The sequence below is a fragment of the Streptomyces sp. A2-16 genome, assembly GCF_018128905.1.
Classification (GTDB): Bacteria; Actinomycetota; Actinomycetes; order Streptomycetales; family Streptomycetaceae; genus Streptomyces.
This window is the reverse complement of the sequence record NZ_CP063808.1, coordinates 5,380,233-5,400,181: the sequence shown is the minus strand read 5'-3', so window position 1 is coordinate 5,400,181 and position 19,949 is coordinate 5,380,233. Positions and strand designations below refer to the sequence as shown.

The 19,949-nt window shown below is 70.4% G+C and carries 15 protein-coding genes; 4 read left to right on the top strand and 11 right to left on the bottom strand.

Features of this window, described 5'->3' with window-relative positions; all coding sequences use genetic code 11:
* Positions 1-31: 31 nt before the first annotated feature.
* The 4 genes from IOD14_RS24190 to IOD14_RS24175 all read right to left on the bottom strand — a co-directional run bounded on the left by IOD14_RS24190 (position 32) and on the right by IOD14_RS24175 (position 2,904).
* Positions 32-772 (bottom strand): SDR family oxidoreductase, encoded by a 741-nt coding sequence (locus tag IOD14_RS24190; protein WP_123986910.1) that lies wholly within the window; start codon positions 770-772, stop codon positions 32-34.
* 114 nt (positions 773-886) lie between these two features.
* A complete protein-coding gene (locus IOD14_RS24185; RefSeq protein WP_123986909.1) occupies positions 887-1,705 on the bottom strand; it encodes an SAM-dependent methyltransferase in 819 nt (272 codons plus the stop codon).
* 75 nt (positions 1,706-1,780) lie between these two features.
* Positions 1,781-2,032, bottom strand: coding sequence for a DUF397 domain-containing protein (locus IOD14_RS24180; RefSeq protein ID WP_123986908.1), 252 nt, complete (start codon positions 2,030-2,032; stop codon positions 1,781-1,783).
* Positions 2,029-2,904 (bottom strand): helix-turn-helix transcriptional regulator, encoded by an 876-nt coding sequence (locus tag IOD14_RS24175; RefSeq protein WP_123986907.1) that lies wholly within the window; start codon positions 2,902-2,904, stop codon positions 2,029-2,031. The genes IOD14_RS24180 and IOD14_RS24175 overlap by 4 nt, the downstream gene beginning before the upstream one ends.
* A gap of 303 nt (positions 2,905-3,207) precedes the next feature.
* Between IOD14_RS24175 and IOD14_RS24170 the strand changes: the two genes are divergently transcribed.
* Positions 3,208-3,606 (top strand): ATP-binding protein, encoded by a 399-nt coding sequence (locus tag IOD14_RS24170; protein ID WP_123986906.1) that lies wholly within the window; start codon positions 3,208-3,210, stop codon positions 3,604-3,606.
* A 7-nt stretch (positions 3,607-3,613) separates the two neighbouring features.
* Here IOD14_RS24170 and IOD14_RS24165 read toward each other — a convergent pair whose 3' ends face one another.
* A complete protein-coding gene (locus IOD14_RS24165; protein ID WP_249126049.1) occupies positions 3,614-4,915 on the bottom strand; it encodes a GAF domain-containing SpoIIE family protein phosphatase in 1,302 nt (433 codons plus the stop codon).
* Positions 4,916-5,077: 162 nt separating this feature from the next.
* Between IOD14_RS24165 and IOD14_RS24160 the strand changes: the two genes are divergently transcribed.
* Together IOD14_RS24160 and IOD14_RS24155 are read left to right on the top strand one after the other, a co-directional pair.
* Positions 5,078-5,890 (top strand): SAM-dependent methyltransferase, encoded by an 813-nt coding sequence (locus IOD14_RS24160; protein WP_123986905.1) that lies wholly within the window; start codon positions 5,078-5,080, stop codon positions 5,888-5,890.
* A 182-nt stretch (positions 5,891-6,072) separates the two neighbouring features.
* Complete coding sequence (locus IOD14_RS24155; RefSeq protein WP_212671501.1) at positions 6,073-7,281, top strand: glycoside hydrolase family 88 protein; 1,209 nt, start codon at positions 6,073-6,075, stop codon at positions 7,279-7,281.
* Between the two features lie 9 nt (positions 7,282-7,290).
* On the opposite strand, the gene IOD14_RS24150 is transcribed toward IOD14_RS24155, so the two are convergent.
* The 3 genes from IOD14_RS24150 to IOD14_RS24140 all read right to left on the bottom strand — a co-directional run bounded on the left by IOD14_RS24150 (position 7,291) and on the right by IOD14_RS24140 (position 15,643).
* The gene (locus tag IOD14_RS24150; RefSeq protein ID WP_212671500.1) at positions 7,291-8,550 is read right to left on the bottom strand and encodes an alginate lyase family protein; all 1,260 of its coding nucleotides are present in this window, start codon (positions 8,548-8,550) and stop codon (positions 7,291-7,293) included.
* Positions 8,547-10,199 (bottom strand): glycosyl hydrolase family 28-related protein, encoded by a 1,653-nt coding sequence (locus IOD14_RS24145; RefSeq protein WP_212673378.1) that lies wholly within the window; start codon positions 10,197-10,199, stop codon positions 8,547-8,549. Before IOD14_RS24145 ends, IOD14_RS24150 begins: the two co-directional genes overlap by 4 nt.
* Before the next feature lie 245 nt (positions 10,200-10,444).
* Positions 10,445-15,643, bottom strand: coding sequence for a family 43 glycosylhydrolase (locus tag IOD14_RS24140; protein WP_212671499.1), 5,199 nt, complete (start codon positions 15,641-15,643; stop codon positions 10,445-10,447).
* Positions 15,644-15,889: 246 nt separating this feature from the next.
* On the opposite strand from IOD14_RS24140, the gene IOD14_RS24135 reads away from it, so the two are divergent.
* Entirely contained in the window at positions 15,890-16,066 is a 177-nt protein-coding gene (locus tag IOD14_RS24135) for a hypothetical protein (protein WP_086723861.1), read from the top strand.
* A 6-nt stretch (positions 16,067-16,072) separates the two neighbouring features.
* Here the strand turns inward: IOD14_RS24135 and IOD14_RS24130 are convergent, their stop codons facing one another.
* The 3 genes from IOD14_RS24130 to IOD14_RS24120 form a co-directional block, all read right to left on the bottom strand.
* Positions 16,073-18,403, bottom strand: coding sequence for a glycoside hydrolase family 95-like protein (locus IOD14_RS24130; RefSeq protein WP_212671498.1), 2,331 nt, complete (start codon positions 18,401-18,403; stop codon positions 16,073-16,075).
* Positions 18,404-18,532: 129 nt separating this feature from the next.
* The gene (locus IOD14_RS24125; protein WP_212671497.1) at positions 18,533-19,447 is read right to left on the bottom strand and encodes a PfkB family carbohydrate kinase; all 915 of its coding nucleotides are present in this window, start codon (positions 19,445-19,447) and stop codon (positions 18,533-18,535) included.
* A gap of 28 nt (positions 19,448-19,475) precedes the next feature.
* Positions 19,476-19,934, bottom strand: coding sequence for a DUF1801 domain-containing protein (locus tag IOD14_RS24120; protein WP_212671496.1), 459 nt, complete (start codon positions 19,932-19,934; stop codon positions 19,476-19,478).
* Positions 19,935-19,949: the final 15 nt, after the last annotated feature.

Sequence of the window (19,949 nt, the reverse complement as noted above, 5' to 3'; positions counted from 1 at the left end):
GATGCCATGCCCTGCTGCCCGGCCGGGTCCCTCAGGTCAGGTTCAGGCCCCCGTCGAGCACGATGACCTCCCCGGTCAGATAGCCGCTGCCGAGCACCGACGCCACCAGGTCGGCCACATCGGCGGGCCGGGCCGGCCGGTGCATCGGTGCGCGGTCCCGCCACAGTTCGTGGGCCTGTGCCCAGTCCTTCGTCATCGGCGTGTCCACGAGGCCCGGCGCGACCGCGTTCACCCGCACGTCTGGTCCGAGCGCGGCCGCCAGCAACCGCGTCACGTGGTTGAGCGCGGCCTTGCTCGCCGCGTACGGCACCGAGGAACCCTTGGGCCGTACGCCGGCATGGCTGGTGATGTTGACGATGCTGCCGCCGCCGGGGGAGCGCCGTAGCGCCGGAAGGGCCGCGGTGCACAGCACCCAGGGGGCGATGAGGTTGACCTCCAGCAGCTCACGCCACTCCGCCGGGGTCGCCGCGGCGAGGTCCGCGTGCGGGATGGGCCGGCTGATGCCCGCGTTGTTCACCAGCACGTCCAGCCGCCCGAACTGCTCAACCGCCGTCTCGACCAGTCCCCTCGCCTCTTCCTCGACGGCGAGATCGGCCTGGACGTAGGCGCCGCCGAGTTCCTCGGCCAGCGCCCGCCCGGCCGCCGCGCTGCGCCGCGAGTGCACGACGACCCGCGTCCCGTCCGCCGCGAGCCGCCGTGCGACGGCCTCGCCGATCCCCGACGTGGACCCGGTGACCAGGGCGACGGGGCGGTCTCCCGTTTCGATGCTCATGGCAGTGGATCTTGTCACGGGGCGTGCCCGAGAAGGGCACGAGGCCATGACGGCACCCGCTCTCGACGACGGGGGCGCATCGGCCGTGCGGGGGCCCGCACGGCCGACCAGGTGTCACGGCTTGATGCCCACCCCGGCCCAGGCACTGACCTCGGCGTCCGTGAGCTCCGGGCCCGTGCCCTGCGGGTCGTCGGGGCGCCAGCGGTGGGTCAGCGAGACGCCGGGGTCGAGCAGGTCGAGGCCCTTGAAGAAGCGGGCCACCTCAGCCTGGCTGCGGACCTGGGCCCGGGTCCCGGCGGCGGCGTAGATGCCGACGAGCTTCTCCCACAGCTCGGGGGCGAAGTCGCCCGTGCAGTGGCTCACCGCCAGCGCGCTGCCGGACGGCAGGGCGTCCAGGAGCCGGGAGACGATGCCGTACGGGTCCCAGTCGTCCGGCACGAAGTGCAGGATGGCGTTGAGGGACAGGGCCACCGGGCGGTTCAGGTCGAGGGTCCTGGCCAGCTCGGGGGAGCCCAGGATCGCCTCGGGGTCGGTGAAGTCGCCCTGGACGTACGCCGTGCGGCCCTCGGGGGTGTTGCGCATCAGGCGCTCGGCGTACTTGAGGACCAGCGGGTCGTTGTCGGCGTACACCACCCGTGCCTCGGGGGCCACGGACTGCGCCACCTGGTGCAGGTTGGGCTCGGTGGGGATGCCCGTGCCGATGTCCAGCCACTGGCGGACGCCGTACTCCTGCGCGAGGACCCGGGTCGCACGGTGCATGAAGGAGCGGATCTCACGGGCGCAGGTGAAGATGCCGGGGTAGGTGGCCGCGACGGTCTCGGCCGCCTTCTTGTCGACGTCGAAATGGTCCTTGCCGCCGAGGTAGTAGTCGTACATCCGGGCGGAGTGGGGCCGGCTGGTGTCGATCTCCCGGGCGGCGGGGGAGTTGGTCATCCTGTCCCTTTCAGGTGGTGTGCGTGGGGGTGTCGGGCAGGTCGCTGCCGGGGCAGGTCCGGCTCGGGTCGTGGGTCAGCCGGCCGTCAGATGGTCGGCGAGGCCCCGCTTGACGCCCGCGACGAACGCGGCGATCTCCTGCGGGGTGTAGATCAGCGCGGGTCCGGCCGGATCGGTCGACTGCCGCATCGCCACCCGGCCGTCGGCCAGGAGCTTGGTCTGCACGCACTGGCCGCCGTTGGGACCGCTCCACGGGGACTCCCAGCCCTGCTCGCCGAGGTCGGTGGCCGGCATGCCGTTGTAGACGTGACAGTCGGTGCTGGTCATGAGTACTCCTTGCGCATGCGGTTCAGGAGTGCCTTGCTGTCCGCGTCCGAGGTCAGCAGGGACATGCGGCTGTGCGCCTCCAGATGCGCCGACACGTCCGAGCGCTGGTCCAGGTACATCGCGCCGGAGAGGACCTCGGTGTAGACGATGTCCGGCAGCTCCGGTTCCTCGAAGCGGAAGTAGGTGAACGGGGCGCACGCGCCCACATGGGCACCGGCGCTGAACGGCACGACGTCGACGCTGACGTGCTCCAGCTCCGAGACCTCCAGGAGCCGTTCGATCTGCTCCCGCATGACCTCGGGGCCGCCGACCACCCGGTGCAGTACGGCCTCTTCCATCACCACCCACAGCGTGGGCGCGTCGGGCCGCGTCAGCAGGCTCTGGCGGCGCAGCCGCAGGTCCACGCGCCGCTTGAGGTCCTCCTCGGCCTCGCCGGGGAAGCCGCCGCGCAGGACCCCGCGCGCGTACGCGTGGGTCTGGAGCAGGCCCGTGACGTAGTGGGGCTCGTAGGTGCGCAGGGTCCGCGCCCCGGCCTCCAGGCTGACGTAGGCGCTGAACCAGTTCGGCAGCACGTCCCGGTAGGTGTGCCACCAGCCGGGTTCGTTGGCCCGCTCGGCGAGCACCACGAACTCGTCGATCTCCTGCCGGTCCGCCCCGTACGTCTCCAGCAGCTTTTCCACGTAGAGCGGCTTGAGGGCGACCTCGGCCTTCTCCAGGCGGCGGATGGTCAGGGACGTCACCCTGAGTGCCTTCGCCGCGTCCTCCAACGAGGCCCCCGCGCCCTGCCGTCGTTCCTGCAGACGGCGGCCCAGGATCATGCGCAGCACGGTGGGAGCACTGGCGCCACCGGTGCCCGTACGTCCTTCGCTCACGTCCTGACCTCCTGAGGGGCTGTCACCGGCCCGAGTCTGACAGCGACTTGCTGATGCCACCAGGCGGATACCGGCTTTCTGAAATTATCAGGGAGCTGGTTGCAGGTTGAACTTGGGTGCGAGCATAGTTACTTGTGTGAACCGTGCCGCCGAACGCGCACACGGTGCGTCAACCGCCGCTACCCTCAGGCGCGTTGGCATTCCCCCGCCCCCGATGCGTCTCGCCCGGCCGCGCCGCCGCCCCCACGGAAGGCCAACACCGTGTCCCCCCACACGACCTCGTACCCTCAGCTGTTAGACGCCGTGGACCAGGAACGAACCCACTGGATCGAACTTCCCGCGCACCGCTCCAGCGTCGGCGTCGCCCGGCGCTCCGTCGGCGCCCGGCTCAAGGCCTGGAGCCTGCCGGGCGAACTGTGTTCCGACGCGGTGCTGCTCCTGTCCGAGCTGGCCACCAACGCCGTGTGCCACACGCTCAGCGCGCGCATCCTGTGCGGCATCGGGCTCGTCACCGACGGAGTCCTGCGGCTGGAGGTGCACGACCACGACCACTCGGGCCCCACTCTCCGGCGCTGCCGTGCGGGCCTCGACGACGAGGGCGGGCGCGGACTGTTCCTGGTGGAGGAACTCGCGGACACCTGGGGGGTGGACCGCTCCAGACTCACCGGCGGCAACGCGGTGTGGGCGAATCTGACGGCCTGAAACAGCCCTAGGTGGGGGTGAGTTCGGCGAGCAGCAGGGTGCGGTCGTCCGCGCCGGCCGGATCGGAGGGGGCGTGCAGCAGCCGCCGGCACAGCGAGGGAAGCGGGTCGCGGTCGACGGCCGCCGTGTCGAGCGCCCGGGCAAGGCGGGCGATCTCGTGGTCTATGTCGGCGTCCCGGGACTCGACCATGCCGTCGCTGTAGAGCACGAGCAGCGCCGGCTCGTCGATGCGCAGCACGGTCGGCTCGTAGGTGCCCGCACCGAGGCCGAGCGGCAGACCCGCGCCGGCCAGTGTGACCGGTACGGTCCGGCCGTCCGGGCCACGCAGCAGCGGGGGCGGATGACCGGCGCCCACGAGGGTGCAGGTGCGGCGCCTGGCGTCCCACTCGGCGTAGATGCAGGTCGCGAAGGAGGCGCCCGGGGTGTCGCTGGCGAGTGCGTCGAGCCGTCGTACGAGATCGGCCGCGGGGATGTCGAGACCTGCCAGTGTGCGGACGGCGGTGCGCAGTTGGATCATCGCCACGGCGGACTCCGGGCCGTGCCCCATCGCGTCCCCGACGATCAGGCTGACCCGGTCGTCGGGCCGTCTCAGCACGTCGAACCAGTCACCGCCGATGATCGAGCCCTGTCCGGCGGGCAGCGAACCGTGGGCGATACGGCAGCCCTCGACCTCCTGGATGGCACCGGGCAGCAGGCTGTTGCGGATGGCCAGGGCGGTGCGGCGCTCGTGCTCGTAGCGGCGCGCGTTGTCCAGGGCGACCGCGGCCCGCGCGGCCAGTGACTCCACGGCGGCGACCTCCGCGGTCAGGAACGGACCGCGTTCCGGTCCGCGGGTGCAGGCGACGAAGCCGATCGCCCCGCCCCGCAACCGCACCGGCACCACCAGGAAGGAACGTGCCTTGAGGAACTCCCCGATGCGCGCGTCCTCACCGACGGAGGCCGCGAGCCGTTCGGCCGTGTGGTCGTCGACCGCGTCGAGCAGTTGCGCGTGTCCGTCCACCAGGGCCCGGGCGTACGGGGTGTGCCGCGGAAAGACGAGCACCTCGCCGACCGGCAGGGTGCGTTCCCAGGACTCCGGTGCGTCCGTGCCCACCCGCAGGGCCAGTCTGCGGGCCTCGATCTGGGCGGGATCGGCGCCGCTGTACGTGGTCTCCTCGCGTCGCCACCGCTCCAGCAGGTACAGGGACGCCGCGTCGCAGAAGCCGGGCGTCAGTGCGTGCACGACATGGCTGCCGGTCAGCCCCAGGTCCAGTTCCGAGCCGATGACATCGGCCGCGGGGGAGAAGGCCGAACGGCGGGGTGGGGGCATCGCGGTGGGGGTGTCGTCGGAGCGGCTGTGCGGTTCGTTCCGCAGGGTCGTGGGGCCTTTCCGGGTGGGGGGCCGGGCGCCCGGTGGGGACAACTGATCGCCAGGCGTCGACGGCAACTATATGATGAGGCGTCAAGTACCTTGTGGGGAAAGGACGTTCTGGTGACCGACGCGGATGCTCTGCCGCCAGGGACCGATCCGGACAAGGCGAGCGTAGCCCGGATGTACGACGCGATGCTCGGGGGAGAGCACAACTTCGCCATCGACCGGGAGGCGGTGGCGGCCGTCACGGGCATCGACCCCCAGGTGCGTCTGCTGGCCCGCGCCAACCGTGCCTTCCTCGGCCGGGCCGTGCGCTTCCTGGCCGGGACCGGTGTCCGGCAGTTCATCGACCTCGGCTCGGGGATCCCGACCCAGGGCAATGTCCACGAGGTGGCCCAGGCGGCGGCTCCCGAGGCCCGGGTGGTCTACGTCGACAAGGACCCGGTGGCCGTCGCCCACAGCACCACCCTGCTCGCCGACAACCCGAACGCGGACATCGTCGACGCCGACATCCGGCGGCCGGCCGACGTCCTGTCCTCGCCGCAGGTGCGCAAACTGATCGACTTCGACCAGCCGGTCGCCGTGCTCATGGTCGCGATCCTGCACTTCGTCACGCCCGAGGAGAACCCGGCGGGCATCGTCGCCGCCTTCCGGGACGCCCTGCCCGAGGGCAGCTGGCTGGCCCTGTCCCACGCCACCAACCAGGACCGCCCCGACACGGCCGCCGCGGTCACCCAGCTGTACCGCTCCCGGGCCACCTCTCCCGTCACCGCCCGCTCCCACGACGAGATCCAGAACCTGTTCACCGGCTTCGATCTGACGGAACCGGGCCTGGTCCACGTCCCGTTGTGGCGCCCGGACGAGGGCGAGGCCATCCCGGAGAACCCGTCGGAGTACTGGGTGTACGCGGGGGTCGGCCGCAAGAGCGGGTGACATCGGCAGCGCGGGTGACATCGGAGCGCGGATGACCAGGTTCACGGCGCCGCCGATCGGGGTCCGGTCAGGTCTGCTGCGTTCATACTCTTGAACATTGCTCACGTGGGTGTACAGCCGTGCCCTCGCTGTGCCACGCTCGATCAACTCCTGTGCCCCTCGATCGAGTTGGAGGCGTGAGCATGAGTGTTTCCCGTCGTTCCTTACTGGCCACGGCGACCGGAGTCGCGGTGGCCGGAGCTTCCCCGACGCCGGCTGTCGCCGCACCGGACGCCCGCACCCTGCGCGCGGCCGCCGACTACGCGGTCGAGAAGCTCCGTGCGGTCGCACCCACCGTGACCGCCTTCCCCGTCGGCACGAAGTTCGAGAAGTGGACCTACTCGCAGGGCGGCGACTGGGTCGGTGGCTTCTGGCCAGGCACCCTGTGGATGGCGTGGCTGCACAGCAAGGACGACGACTTCCGGACCCGGGCCCTGGACTCGGCACGGAAGCTGGCCCCCCGCCGCTTCGACACCGGCACCCACGACCTCGGCTTCCTCTTCTACCCGTCATGGGTCACCGCCTGGCGGCTGACCGGCGACGACACCTGGCGGACGGGGGCGGTCGAGGCGGCCGACTCCCTGATCCGGCGTTACAACCCGCGCGGGCGCTTCATCCGCGCCTGGGGTGCACTGGACGACCCGAGGAACGCGGGCCGCGTCATCATCGACACGATGATGAATCTCGACCTGCTGGCCTTCGCGAGCCGACAGACCGGCGACGCCACCTATCTGGACATCGCCGTGGAGCACGCGAGGACCGCCCAGCGGGTCTTCCCGCGCCCCGACGGCTCGACCCCGCACGTCTACGACTTCGACCCGGACAGCGGTGCCCCCGTCGGCCCGAACACCGTGCAGGGCTACAGCCCCACCTCCTGCTGGTCACGCGGCCAGGCCTGGGGCATCTACGGCTTCACCACCATGTACCGGCGCACCGGCGAACGGGAGTTCCTGACCACCGCCCGCAGACTCGCCGACTACGCGGTCCGAGCGCTCGGCCCCGACCACGTCCCGGTGTGGGACTACCGGGCGCCGCAGCAGCCGTACGACATCAAGGACGCGTCGGCCGGTGCGATCACGGCCTGCGGTCTGCTCGACCTGGCCGCGGCCACCGGCCGGACCGCGTACCGGGACGTGGCGCTACGGCTGCTCACCGCGCTGGCGGAGACCTGTCTGACGAGGAGGTCGGCTCGCGCGGACGCGGTCGTCGCCCGCTGCACCCGCAACCGGCCCGCCGAGGACGGCATCGAGATCTCGCTGCCGTACGCCGACTACTACCTGCTCGAAGGCATCCTGCGGGTGCTGCGCCCGCAGGACCTCGACCGGGCGATCGACCTGTCCACCACGCCCTGACAGCAGCCCTCACCCCGCGATGGAGTCCAGCTGTTCCGCCGCCGGACGCAGCGCCCACAGGTCGCCGCCCGGCGGCGCCTCCAGCGCGGCCACGGCCCGCAGGGCCCGCGCATCACCCGCGTCCGCGGCCGCGTGCACGACGTCGGTCGCCGCGTACCGGAGGAACTCCAGTTCCGGATGGGGCCAGGCGGCGGCTCCGGTCGCGGCGGGCAGCAGATAGCCCACCGCCTTGAACAGGCTCTGTCCGTCCGGGCCCCGGTACGCCCACAGGTCGACGCCGACGTGGCGGCCGATGGCCGCGAGCCGGGTGTAGGCGACCAGGTCGAAGGTCGAGTAGTGCCAGCTGCGGGTGCGGGTCAGCTCCTGGGGCTGACTGCCGTCGGCCGCGATCTGCGGCGCGATGCGCCTGCTCCGGGCGTCCAGGACCGTACGGCGGGCCAGCGCCTTGTCGCCGGTCGCGTAGGCGAGGCCGGCCAGGAGCAGGTCGTAGAAGGTGCCGTGGTTGTTGGTGGCGGCCGCCTCCTGTCTGCCGAAGTCGCTGTCCTTGAGCCAGCCGAGGAAGTCGGTGTTCCAACGGGCCATCCCGGCACGGTCCTTGGCGCTCCAGCCGGGTGCGCCGGTGTCCAGGAGGGCGATGGCGTCGACGACGCTGGTGTACGACTGCGAGAAGTCGATGATGCCGATGGCCCGACCGTCGTACTTGCAGGGGATGAACTGCGCGTGGTCCAGGTCGGGGTTCATCCTCGTGGCCGGGTCCAGGAACCAGGTGCGCAGGACCTGGCCGGCCTTTCGCGCGTACCGCTTCTCGCCGGTGTAGTACCAGGCGAGGGAGAGGTCGTAGGCGGAGTCGAAGGTCTTCTCGACGTCCTGGCGGTCGGTGCCGGAGTCGACCTCGGGATTGCGTTCGCCGTCGCGCTGGACGTACGGGCAGCCCCAGGGGTTGTCGGTGGTGGGGGTCCGGGAGGGCCACCAGTACGGGGCCTGGCTGAGGTAGTCGTGCACGTCGCCGCCTGGGGCGGGCCTGGGCTTGTCGACGACGGTCCAGGGGCCCTGGTCCAGCCACTTGTCGGCGCGGACCGTCAACGCCCGCACCGCCGGGCGCAGTCGGGGGTCGCCGTGCTCCAGGCGGGTCTTCGTGTGCTGGAGACGGGCGCCGTCCAGGACAGCGGTGTGCGGGGCGGCGGTGTGGGCCGTGACGGGCGCGCAGAGCCCTGTGGTGAACGCCGCCAGGGCGGTCAGGAGGACGCACAGGCGGAATCGCGCGCTCATCGGAGGTCTCCGTTCCAGCGGCGCTGCGCTTCGTGGAGGTTGCGTGGTCTGAGCGCCGACGCCCGGCCGTACAGCTCGAGGCGTGTGTGCAGGTCCCCGGCGAAGTCCGGTACGTCGATCTGGTCGAACTCCCTGACCTCGTCGATGCCGACCGTCGCGGAGTAGGGAGCCAGGCCGTCGATCCTGACCAGGCCCGCCCGGCCGTTGGTGACGCGGATGTTCCAGTGGGTGAACCGGGCACCGAAGAGGGGGCCCGCGCTCGCGTCACCGCCGTGGCGGCCGTTGTTGTTCACGGTGATGTCGGTGCGGACATTGGCGAAGGGCAGGCCGCGGTGGCTGTCGAAGGTGCCCATCCGCATGTCGCCGCGCGACCAGACGTTGTACGACGACAGCCCCTCGACGTTGATGCCGTGCAGCTGGGTGTTCGCGGCCGCGGGGCTGGTGCGCTCCTCGATCGTGAAGTCCTCGACGAGGTTGTCGTGCGAGCCCTCGCGGCAGAAGTAGGGGTGGTGGGAGCCTCGTCCCGCCACCCGCGTCCGGCGCAGGGTGCACGCGGAGGCGGCCACCAGGCCGAAGCCGTTGTCGACATGACGGACCGTCACGTCGTCCACCCAGCAGTCGTACGCGCACTGCAGCACCACCCCGTTGTGCCCCTTGTCCAGCAGATGCGGCTGCTGGGGGACGTCGGGCGCCTCCAGGGTCAGACCCTCGACCCCCGAGCCGGTCAACTCGGGCACATGCGTGGTCAGTTGCGGGGACCACTCGGGGCGCAGGTCGAGCGGGAGCGGGCGTTCGAGGGTGACCCTCCGGCCGTGGACGCGGGTGATGCGGACCGGCCACTCGTAGGGCACGTACGAGGTCAGCTTCGTCTTGTCGTCCCAGAAGTAGGCCTCGGTTCCGGGCCCGCCGCCGCACATGTGCTCCAGGAGGCTGTGCTCCGGGTCGTCGGCCAGCCGGAGCAGGACCAGGGCGCCGGGACGCAGCGCCGACGCGTCGGCGACCGTCACCGTCCAGGAACCCCGGCGGGCCGGGGCGATCGCGGTGAGCGTCCGCCATTCGTCGCGCCGGTTGCCCGTCCAGCCCTCGAAGGGCCACGCCCTGGCCCTGATCGCGGCGACCAGCGATTCCCAGCGGGCCCGGGGCGCGAGCCAGATCAGGCCGCCCGCCCAGGACCAGGAGGACTTGTCGCCTCCGTAGCGCGAGCCGTACGTCCCGATCAGCTCAGTGAGGTTCTTCGTCGCGTACAACGTCGTACGACCGCTGCCGGCGCCCCTGAGGACCACGTTCGAGCGGTCCACGCGGATCACGTCGTCGATGCGGAAGGTGCCCGGCGGGACGGTGACCGTGCCGCCGCCGGCCCTTCCGGCGGCGGCGACGGCACGGTTGATCGCGGGGGCGGAGTCGACCGTGCGGTCCGCCACGGCGCCGAAGTCGCGCACGTCGACGACGACTCGGTGGCGCGGAAGACGTGTCGCACCGCCGCGGCAGCCGGCGCGGCCGATGTACGGGATCTGTGGGTGGGTGAAGGGAGTGCGGCGGAACTCCTCCCACAGCGAGGGGACTTCGGCCGCGTGGGCGGTCGTCGTGGTGACGGCACCGGCCGCCACGGCGATGGCGCTCCCCAGCACGGTGCGCCTAGTCATGCCCATGACATTCGAGTGACCCGTGGGGTCCGTGTGCGCATTGCTCATGTCCGTGCGCCCTTTCCATGTGCCTTTTCATGGATGTGAACGACGTTCATAATTGCGTTGGGCGGTGAGCATGCCACGAGGTTCCGGCGTGCGATAGAGGTTGCGCAGAGGTTAATGGTCCACGTCCGTGAACAGATGCCAAAAGCCGGGCCTCGCCGACCTGGTGTCTGTCGGCGGGGCCCGGCCCTCAGTGGGGTGTGTTCCTACCGTCGGCTGCGACCGACGGAGACGAACCCGGTGATCTTCGACCCGGTGGCGTTGTCGTAGACGACCGCACCGCCGGACTCGGCCCAGATCCTGAGGCGGAAGCTGTCCGGGTCATCGGTGGCGGTGACCCGGAAGGCGTACCCACGCTTGCCGTTGACCGTGCCGGACCCCTGGTAGACGGCCTGCGAGCCGTCGACCACGAGCCAGTCGGAGCCGGTCGAACGGAACGTCAGCCCGGCCCGGCCGAAGTCGAAGGAGACCTCACCGAGGGGTGTCGAGCCTCCCGGCAGATAGGTCGCGGCGAAGGAGAAGGCGGCCTTGCCCGTCACGCTCGGCTTGGCGGGGTAGGCCCCTGCCGGAGAGGTGAGGACTCCGGCGCCGAGCACGGGACCGGCCCAGCGGTCGTACACGATCAGCTCGGGAAGTGTCCTGTTGTCCGAGGCGCCGTCGTCGTCCCTCACGGTGACCACCGGCCGGCGGATCCCGGCCTTGGCGTAGGTGTGCTCGGCCCGGCAGAGCGAGGCGGTCACCGTGCCGGACTGCGGTGCGCTCCCGTCCTTCCAGTCGACCACGCAGGTGTGGGTGTCCTTCGTGCCCGGATCGGTGAACCTGGCCGTGACCACCGTGCTCCGGCCGGCCGGGACCGGGGACTGCGGGCCCGAGGCGGAGACGACGACCGGCGCCGCGTTGGACACCTCGACCGTCGCCGTGTCCTTGCTGCGGCCGCCCGTGAGGGTGACCGCGTACGTGCCGTTGTCGGTGCACGTGATGGTCGTCGCGGCCGAGCCGGGGTCGGCGAAGGAACAGGGCGCTCCCGCCTGGACGGTCCACTTCGGGCCGCCCGCACCGGAGACCGTCCCGTGCAGCGCGATCGCGGAGCCTTCCGCACCGCGGCCGTCCGCACCGGCGTGCACGACGGTCACCGGGTCGATGCCCGTCAGCGTGGGCACAACCTTCTTGATCAGGCCGTCCGAGTCGAACTCCAGCTTGTCGACGGTCGTTTCGCGATGCGTGCCGTCCCCTCCGGGGATGGCGAACCGGTGATAGGCGATGTACCAGTCGTCGGTGTTCGGCACGTGGACGACCGAGTGGTGGCCGGGCCCCTTGATGCCGAGCGAGAGGTCCTTCTCCAGGATCACGCCCCGCTTGGTCCAGGGACCGGTCGGGGAGGAGCCGGTGGCGTAGGCGACGCGGTAGTTCTCGTCGCGGGTGTCGTTCTCCGACCACATGAAGTAGTAGGTGCCGCCCCGCTTGATGACGAAGGTGCCCTCGTTGTAGCCGCTGGGCGTGATGTCCTTCATCTTCGACAGGTCTAGGGAGGTCATGTCGGCGTTCAGCGGGGCCACGTAGGCGTGTCCGTTGCCCCAGTACAGGTACGACTGGCCGTCGTCGTCGGTGAACACGGCCGGGTCGATCATCTGGCCGCTGAACTGGCCCGCTTTGAGCAGCGGTTGACCCAGTGCGTCCTTGAACGGACCGGTCGGCGAGTCGGACACCGCGACACCGATGTTGGCGTCGGCGCAGAAGTAGAAGTAGTACTTGCCGTCCTTCTCGGCGATCGTCGGCGCCCAGGCCCGGCTGTCCGCCCAGGAGATGTCCGGACCGAGGTCGAGGATGACCCCGTGGTCCTTCCAGTGGACCAGGTCGGTGGAGGAGTACGCCTTGAACTGCGTGCCGCTCCAGCCCTCGAAGCCGTCGGTCGTCGGGTAGATGTAGAAGGTGTCGCCGAAGCGCACGATGTTCGGGTCGGCGTTGAGGCCCGGCAGGACCGGGCTCTTCATGACGAGTGCCGAGACCATCCAGGTGCGCTTCTTGCCGTCGGACCCGGTCACCTCGTACGTCACCGGCTTGCTGAAGTCCTGCACGCTGCCGGAGGCGGGGCTGATCGCCGCTCCGTGGGCGAGGGTGAACTCAGGTGCCAGTGCGGTGAGGTCGGTGCCCTCCTTCATCGGCAGGGTCACCTTGCCGCCGGCGTTGTCGACGATGGCGTCGACCTTCAGACCGGGTGCGGCGGCCTTGGCGATCCCGGCCGTGTTGCCGCTGAGCTCCATGACCTCCGCGGCGGACAGGGCACGGTCGTAGATGCGGAAGTCGTCGACCTCGCCGCCGAAGGCCGGGTCGGCCGAGTAGAGCGACTTGCCGATGTAGCCGCTGTAGTCCTTGTTCGCGTCGTACAGCTCGGACGGCTTGACGGTGGTCGTGGTCCGGGCCGCCTCGACGCCGTCGACGTAGAGGACCAGCGCGCCGGTCGAGCCGTCGAGGGTGACGGTGACGTGCCGCCACTCGCCGGGCGTGAGCTGCGAGCCGGCCGTCAGCTTGGACTCCGCCGACCAACTCGCCTTGGTGATCGCGGAGTAGAGGCTGTTGCCACCGTTGGAGGGGGTGGCGAACAGGTACTTGTCGCTGTCGGGGCCGAGCCCGAACAGCCACTGGAAGCTGCTGCCGCCCTTCCACTTGGCGTAGGTGGACACGGTCACGCTGCCGGCGTTCCTCAGCACACCGTTGGGGATCTTCACGTACGGCGAGTTCGCGTCGCCGGACATCTTGAACGAGCCGCCGCCGACGCCGGTGCCGAATGAGGGCGTACCGGCGTAGGTGCCGTGGTAGCCGTGGCCGCTGGAGTCGACCGTGATGTTGCCGCCGGTCTCGTCGAAGCCGTAGTGCAGCAGCAGGTCGGCCGGGACGTCGGGTCCTTCCGACGAGACGGTGACCTCGGCCTGGACCGGGATCGCGGCGCCGTCGGGCAGGCTGCCGGTGACCGTGAAGGTGCCCGCCTGGGCGTACTTCGAGGCCGGGACGTCCTCCCAGGTGACGGCGACGGGGCGCTTGACGCCGTCGGCGTACGTGGCGATCACGGTGGCCGGCAGGACCGGTGCCTCACCGGTCCGCGTCTTCACCTCGATGCCCTCGACGCTTTCGACGAGCTGGTCCGGCTGATAGGCGCGCAGGAGACGGTCGTACTCGGCCTGGGTGACCGGCAGGACCGTGCCGTGGCGCGGTCTGGCGGGGAGGTCGTAGTCGGCGACCGGTGTCCAGGTGCCGGAGTCGAGGTCGGTCGTCTCGAAGGGGATGTAGCCGCGGCCCCCGAACTCGTCGAGGAAGGCGTACCACTTCTCCTCGGTGTTCGACTTGAAGACCAGCGGCCCCTCCGCCGCGTTCATCGCCCCCTTGCCGATGCCCTCCGCGACCGCGGTCCAGTTCAGGTTGAGGATCGAGTCGCTCTTCTCCTCGAAGATGAACTTGCTGTTGGGCGTCGAGGAGGTGTTGTTGCGCTCGTCCTTCGAGAGGCGGTAGTAGGTGCCGTTGTTCTGGATCATCGTGGAGTCGATGACCGAGTAGCCGCGGTCGACCCAGACCTTGGGCTCGCTGAAGGTGTAGAAGTCGCGGGTGGTCGCGTACATCATGCGGTTGTACGTGTCGCCGGAGTGGGCCTCATTGTCGTACAGCTTCGACGCCCAGAAGACCACGTACTCGCCGAGCTTGCTGTCGTAGTACGCCTCCGGCGCCCACGTGTTGCCCGCGCTGTCGGGGGAGACCTTGACCAGGCGGTGGTTGGTCCAGTGGACCAGGTCGGTGGACTCCCACACCATGACGGACTTGCTGCCGGTGCGCTGGGACGCGTCCCAGTCGCCGTTGCCGTAGATCCTGAGGTCGGTGGCGATCTGGTAGAACTTGTCGCCCTCGGGGGAGCGGATGATGAACGGGTCGCGCAGGCCCTTCTCGCCGAGCGTGGAGGTGAGGACCGGCTTGCCGTCGTTCAGCTCACGCCACTTCATGGGGTCGTCGCCCTTGCTGAGCGCCGCGTAGAGCTGCTCGCCGTCCGAGGTGCCCTCGCCGGTGAAGTAGCTGAACATGTAGCCCTTGAGGGCCTGTCGCGCGGGGAGTTCGGGGACCTTCGCGGTGAAGGTGCGGGTGGCCTTCGCCTCGCCCTTGGTGACGGTGGCGGTGAGTTCCGCGGTGGTGGCGCCGTCACCGTGCGCGGGGCGGTGGACGACACCCTCCGCCGAGACGACGGCCGGGTTCGCGGAGGACCAGGAGACGGTCGTGCCGTAGTCGCCCGTCGCCGGCAGCGTCAGATTGCCGCGCGCGTCGTCGACGTTGTGGACGGTGAGGTTCTCGGTGGCCCGCTCGGCGGCCGTCCGGTCGTCGAAGTCCGGCAGGACCGTGATGTCGAAGCTCTTGGTGTCGGTCGCGGAACCCTTCTTCAGGGTTGCCGTGAGCGTGGCACGGCCGTTCGGTTCACCGGCGGCCGGGCGGGTCACCTTGCCGGAGTCGGACACCACGCCGGGGTTGTCGCTGGCCCAGGTGATCGTCGACCCGCCGGCGGTGCCGGACCTCGGCAGGACCACGTCGGCCGTGACCGCGCTCGTGTCGCCCAGGCTCAGCGCGGCCTTGTCGGCGGCGACGCCCTGCGCTGCGATGGGCAAGGTCAGCTCGTCGACCTCGGCGGGGTCCAGGGCGCGGTCGTAGACCCGGAAGTCACGGATGCGGCCCTTGAAGAGCTTGTCGCCCGAGTAGAGCGACTTGCCGATGTAGTTGGCGGTGGTGGTGCCGGATCCGATGGAGCCGGGCGTGATGGTGACCGAGGTGTTGCGGCCGACCTCGACACCGTCCTCGTAGAGGATGCCGGTGTTGCCGGTCTGGGTGTAGGTGAGCTGCTTCCACACGCCGCGGGTCAGGTTGTGCGAGTCGGCGGGCCTGGTGTTCTGCTCGGTCGACCAGTTGCCGGTGGCGATGGAGGTGCGCAGTGAGTTGCCGGTGGCGAACAGGTAGCCGTTGCCGTTGCTCCCGCTGGAGTTGCCGAAGCCGTAGATGAAGTACGGGGCGGCCTGGGCGGGGTCGATCAGCACGTCGGTGGAGACGGTGATCGAGTCCATGCCCTTCATGATGTCGTCCGGCACCTTGATGGAGGTGTCGGTGCCGTTGAAGGCGAGCCCCTGTGCGGGGTCCGACCAGTCGGCGGTCCCGTTCACCGTGCCGTCGCGGCCGTTGCCGGAGGCGTCGGTGACGGTGTTGCCGGAGGCCGCGTCGAGCTTGTACCAGAGGGCCAGTCCCTCGGTGACGTCCGCGGTGGCCGCGGCCTGGGCCGGGACCATGGGGGCGGCGAGGCCCAGGAGGAGTGACGCGGCGGTCAGACCGGCGAGGCGGCCCGCCCGGCGTCTCGCGCGGGTGCGCGGACGTGCGAGGTACGTCATGTGGGGTTCCCTGCTGAGGCGTGGCGGGGCCTAGGCCTTGGGCACCCTGCCGTTTCGGCTGTGTGACGTCGTGTTGCGAGAGTGTCAATCGGGTTGTACGGCAACGTCAAGAGGTTTCGAACGATGTCCGGCTGGTCGAACGTGCTGCTCTCCGGTCCGCAACGGTCGGCATGCTCCGACAAGTTGGGGGAATTCGAACGGCACGGGGAGTCAATGACCACAGTCGTCCGAAAGGGATGGACACCCATGCTGGCCATCATCTCCGCGGTTCTGTTCTTCATCTCCTTCCTGATCAACGCCGCGGACATCTCCACCAACGACACGTTCACTTCTACGAACATCATGTTGCTCGGCCTGATGGTGCTCGCTCTTCACCTGGCCGGCATCGGCAGCGGCTGGAACGTGCGCGGCCGCAGGTCGTGACCCTCGTCAGATCCGGGGCAGCCCCCAGCGAGGGGCGTCCCCGTTCGGGCGCACGGGCGCGACGGTCAGGTCGGGGCGGTCACCCCTCGGGGTGACGATCGCCGCCTCGCCCTTGCGCAGCAGGATACGGACGGTGCCGTCTCCGGCGTCCTCGTGACGCAGGGGGCGGCCTCGCTCGTCCCGGACCTCGATCGGCCCCGCGATCCCATGGCGTACGACGCAGGGGGCGCCCGCCTCGCTGGCCAGCCGCACCCAGCGCGTGGTGCCGCCCTGACGGACCGCGCTCAGCAGGAAGGCGCCCTGGGTGCGGAAGTCGTGCACAGCGAGGTCCTTCCAGGCGGCGGGCAGCGCGGGAAACACCCTGATGACCCCGCCCCACGACTGGCACACCATGTCGTGCAGCGACTGGACCGCCGACAGGGGCGTCTCGATGACCGGCCCGGACTCCTGGTACATGGTGTTCGGCTGGATGAACCGGGTCATCAGCTCGCCGAGATACCCCAGCGCGTCCTCGCCCTTGCCGAGCAGCGCCGACATGGAGGCGGCGCCGGTGAAGGTGTAGCCCTGCAGGGCACCTTCGAAGCCCACCCAGTGCGCCAGCGAGCGCTCGATCAGGGCACGCTCGTCGGGCGTGCGGCCGGTGACCTCGTACAGCGGGTAGACGGCGAGCAGATGCGAGTAGTGACGGTGCGACTTCGCGAAGGGGATGTCCGCGCCGATCATGAAGCCGTTGGCGTCCGTCGGATACGGCACCCGCTTCGCCAGTACCTCGCGCCACCGGGGCGCCAACGGGTCCTTGACGCCGAGGAGTTCGGCGCATTCGAGAAGGGTCCGGCAGGCCCAGGTCAGCAGCATCAGGTCGTAGTTGCAGTCGCGTGAGTCGCCGCCGTACTCCGGGGAGAAGGTGGCGGGCAGATGCAGCCTGGCGTCCGGGCCCGGTTCGAGGAAGTGCAGGTAGTAGTTGACCGCCTTGCGCAGGAGGGGGAACAGCACGTCCCGCACGATCGACCGGTCCATCGTGTGGCGGTAACTCAGCCAGACGTTGTGCAACGCCCAGGTCAGGTTGCCCACTTCGGGGGTGGGCGGGTCCTGGCCGGGAATGCCGACGCCGTAGCCCATGAGGGTGCTGGATGCGCCGTTCACCAGGTGGGGGTCGGTGGTGCGCGGGATGCCCAGCGAGTCGGCGCGGTACGGCGCCGGGGTCTCCTGGGTGAGGTTGTCCCGGAACTCGCTCAACGCCCGGGTGACGGCGTCGAGTTCGAGATGGTTGGAGCCGTGGATGAGCCAGTACTCCAGTTGGACGTTGAGGTTCCACCAGGTGTTGGGCCAGGGCGTGGGCTCCAGCCAGGGGCCGCTCGTCGCCATCACGGGGGCGTCGCGGCGGGCGGCGGAGGCGGTCTTGTACAGCTGGATCCAGTAGAAGCGCTGGATGCGGGCGTCGGGGAGCGACAGGAAACTCTTGCGGTAGTAGGTGTGCCACCAGGCGCGGTGGTCCACCGCCAGGGCGGAGCAGGGGAGTTGCGCCGCTCGGCGGACCGCTGTCAGGGCCCGGCCGAGGGCGGTGGTCCCGGGGTACGAGTGCGCCACGTGCGCGTACAGCGTCCGCGTGCGGCCCCTGGTCCGCTCCCGCCACGCGGTGACGTGCTGCCCGCCCGCGAGCAGCGGCTGCACGGCCGCGGTGATCCCGTCATGGTCGGCGACCTGGGCGGGCGGATTGCCCCGGTAGCCGTCGGGCAGCGGCTTGAAGGCGGCCCGTGGGCTGATGGCGTCCGCGGGATGGAACACCCACCGGAAGCCGCGCTCGCCCTCGCTCGCGGTCACCTCCACCGCGAGGACCGAGCGGTCGTTGTGAACGAGGGCGCGCAGCTCCAGGGTGCCCCTGTCGGTGGTGAGGGTGCCGGTCAACTCGGCGTGGCGCAGGGACAGCCGCCAGTCGAGGCCGGTGATGGCGCCCACCGGCTCCAGCGTGAACCACCCGATCGGCAGCCGGGCCAGACCGAAGAGGGACCCGAACTCGGGGCGGTGGTCCTGCACTTCGGAGTGCTGGATGTTGAAACGCACCGCCGTGGAGGAGGCCCCTGGTTCGGCGTAGATCCCGGAGCCGAGGAAGCCGTTCCCGAGGAAGGGGCCCTCGTACCAGGCCGTCGGCATCCGCTGCCAGACGAGGTCGGCGTCGTCGAGCACGGTGCGCCAGGGGTCGCGGGCAGGTGGGGCCTGGGTGCGATCTGCCGCCGTCGCCTGTGCGGCCGGGCCGGAAGCCAGAAGTCCGCCGGTGAGGGCGGTTCCGGTGGCGAGCACGGCACGTCTGGACGGCTCGGGCGCGGCGGGAGAGGGCATGGTGCCTCCAGGCAGGCTTTCGGCTCGGTGCGACTCGGCTTGATGAGTCATCGGATCTATCCCGCGATGCAACATAGAGTTGGGGTTACCGCGCGTCAATGGAACGGGATAGATCCGATGTGTGTCATGTCATTGGCTGTTCTGCATCCAAGCCCGAGTGCCGAACGAGGTGCACGCCCGCGAAGCCACCTCGGCCGCGCCGCGCAGGGCCTCGGCGAACCCGTGCGAGGTCAACTGCCCCTGAGCGGCGAGGTGGTGGGTGAGCGCACCGTGGAGGACGTCACCGGCGCCCAGGGTGTCCGCCACCCGAACGGCAGGTACGTCCACCGTGCCACGGTCGTCGGGACCCGCCCACAGCAGGGGGCGCCCGCCGCGACTGACCGCCGACCAGAGGACGCCGTGCTCCCGCAGGAACCGCAGGGTGTCCGTGGGGTTGTCCGCGGGGTCGTCCGTGCCGGGCGGCCGGAAGTCCTGCGAGCACACGGCCACGTCGATCGAAGGGAGCAGCCGCTCCGTGCCGGGCTTCCAACTGCCGGCGTCGAGAACGGTGCGACGGCCGACGGCCCGGGCGGCCCTGGCGGCGGCCACCGCCAGTTCCATGTGATGGCCGTCGAACTCGACGATGTCGCAGGCGGCCACCAGTGCGTCGAGACCGTCGGGCGGTGAGAGCCTTCCGCCGCTCGCGTTGGTCGACGCGACGGCCCGGTCCCCGCTCGACGCGGTGACCAGGACGGACGACACGGCGGGCGGCTCGACCGAACCGGCCGCGAGATCCGACACCCGCACGCCCAGCCGGTCAAGATCCGCCGCGACCGCCACTCCCAGCGGATGGGAGCCGATCCCGGTGAGCAGCCGGGCCGTACCGCCCAGATGGCTGAAGGCCACAGCCGCGTTCGCCGCCGGTCCTCCCGCGGCCACGACCTGCTCACGAGCCGTGAGCTTCTCGTTGGACCCCGGCACCCGGTCCACGAGCTGAATGACGTCCAACGTGCACAGGCCGACGAACAGCCCCTCGGGACGTCGGCTGTTCGTCGGCCTGCGCATCTTTCGGCACCTCTTCCGCTCGCGGCCCTCAGCCCGCCGCCCTCTTCACGAGCTCACCGATCCGCGCCTCGTCGGCGGCGGTCAGCTGTGTGAGCGCGAAGGCGGTCGGCCACATCGTGCCCTCGTCGAGGGCCGCCTTGTCGTTGAAGCCGAAGGTCGCGTACCGCGCGTTGAACTTCTGCGCGCTCTGGAAGAAGCAGACGACCTTGCCGTCCTGGGCGTACGCGGGCATCCCGTACCAGAGCTTCGGCGCCAGGCCGGGCGCGCTCGCCCTGACGACGGCGTGGATCCGCTCGGCCATGACCCGGTCCGAGTCCTGCATCTCGGCGATCTTCGCGAGCACGGCGGCCTCGTCCTCCGCCGCCTTGTCGGCACGCGAGCTGCGGCGCGCCGACGCCTTGACCTCCTGGGCGCGCTCCTTCATCGCGGCGCGCTCCTCGGCGGTGAACGTCTCGGTCCTGCTGGTCGTCTTCCGGGTGCCGGTCATGACGGTTCCTCCTGG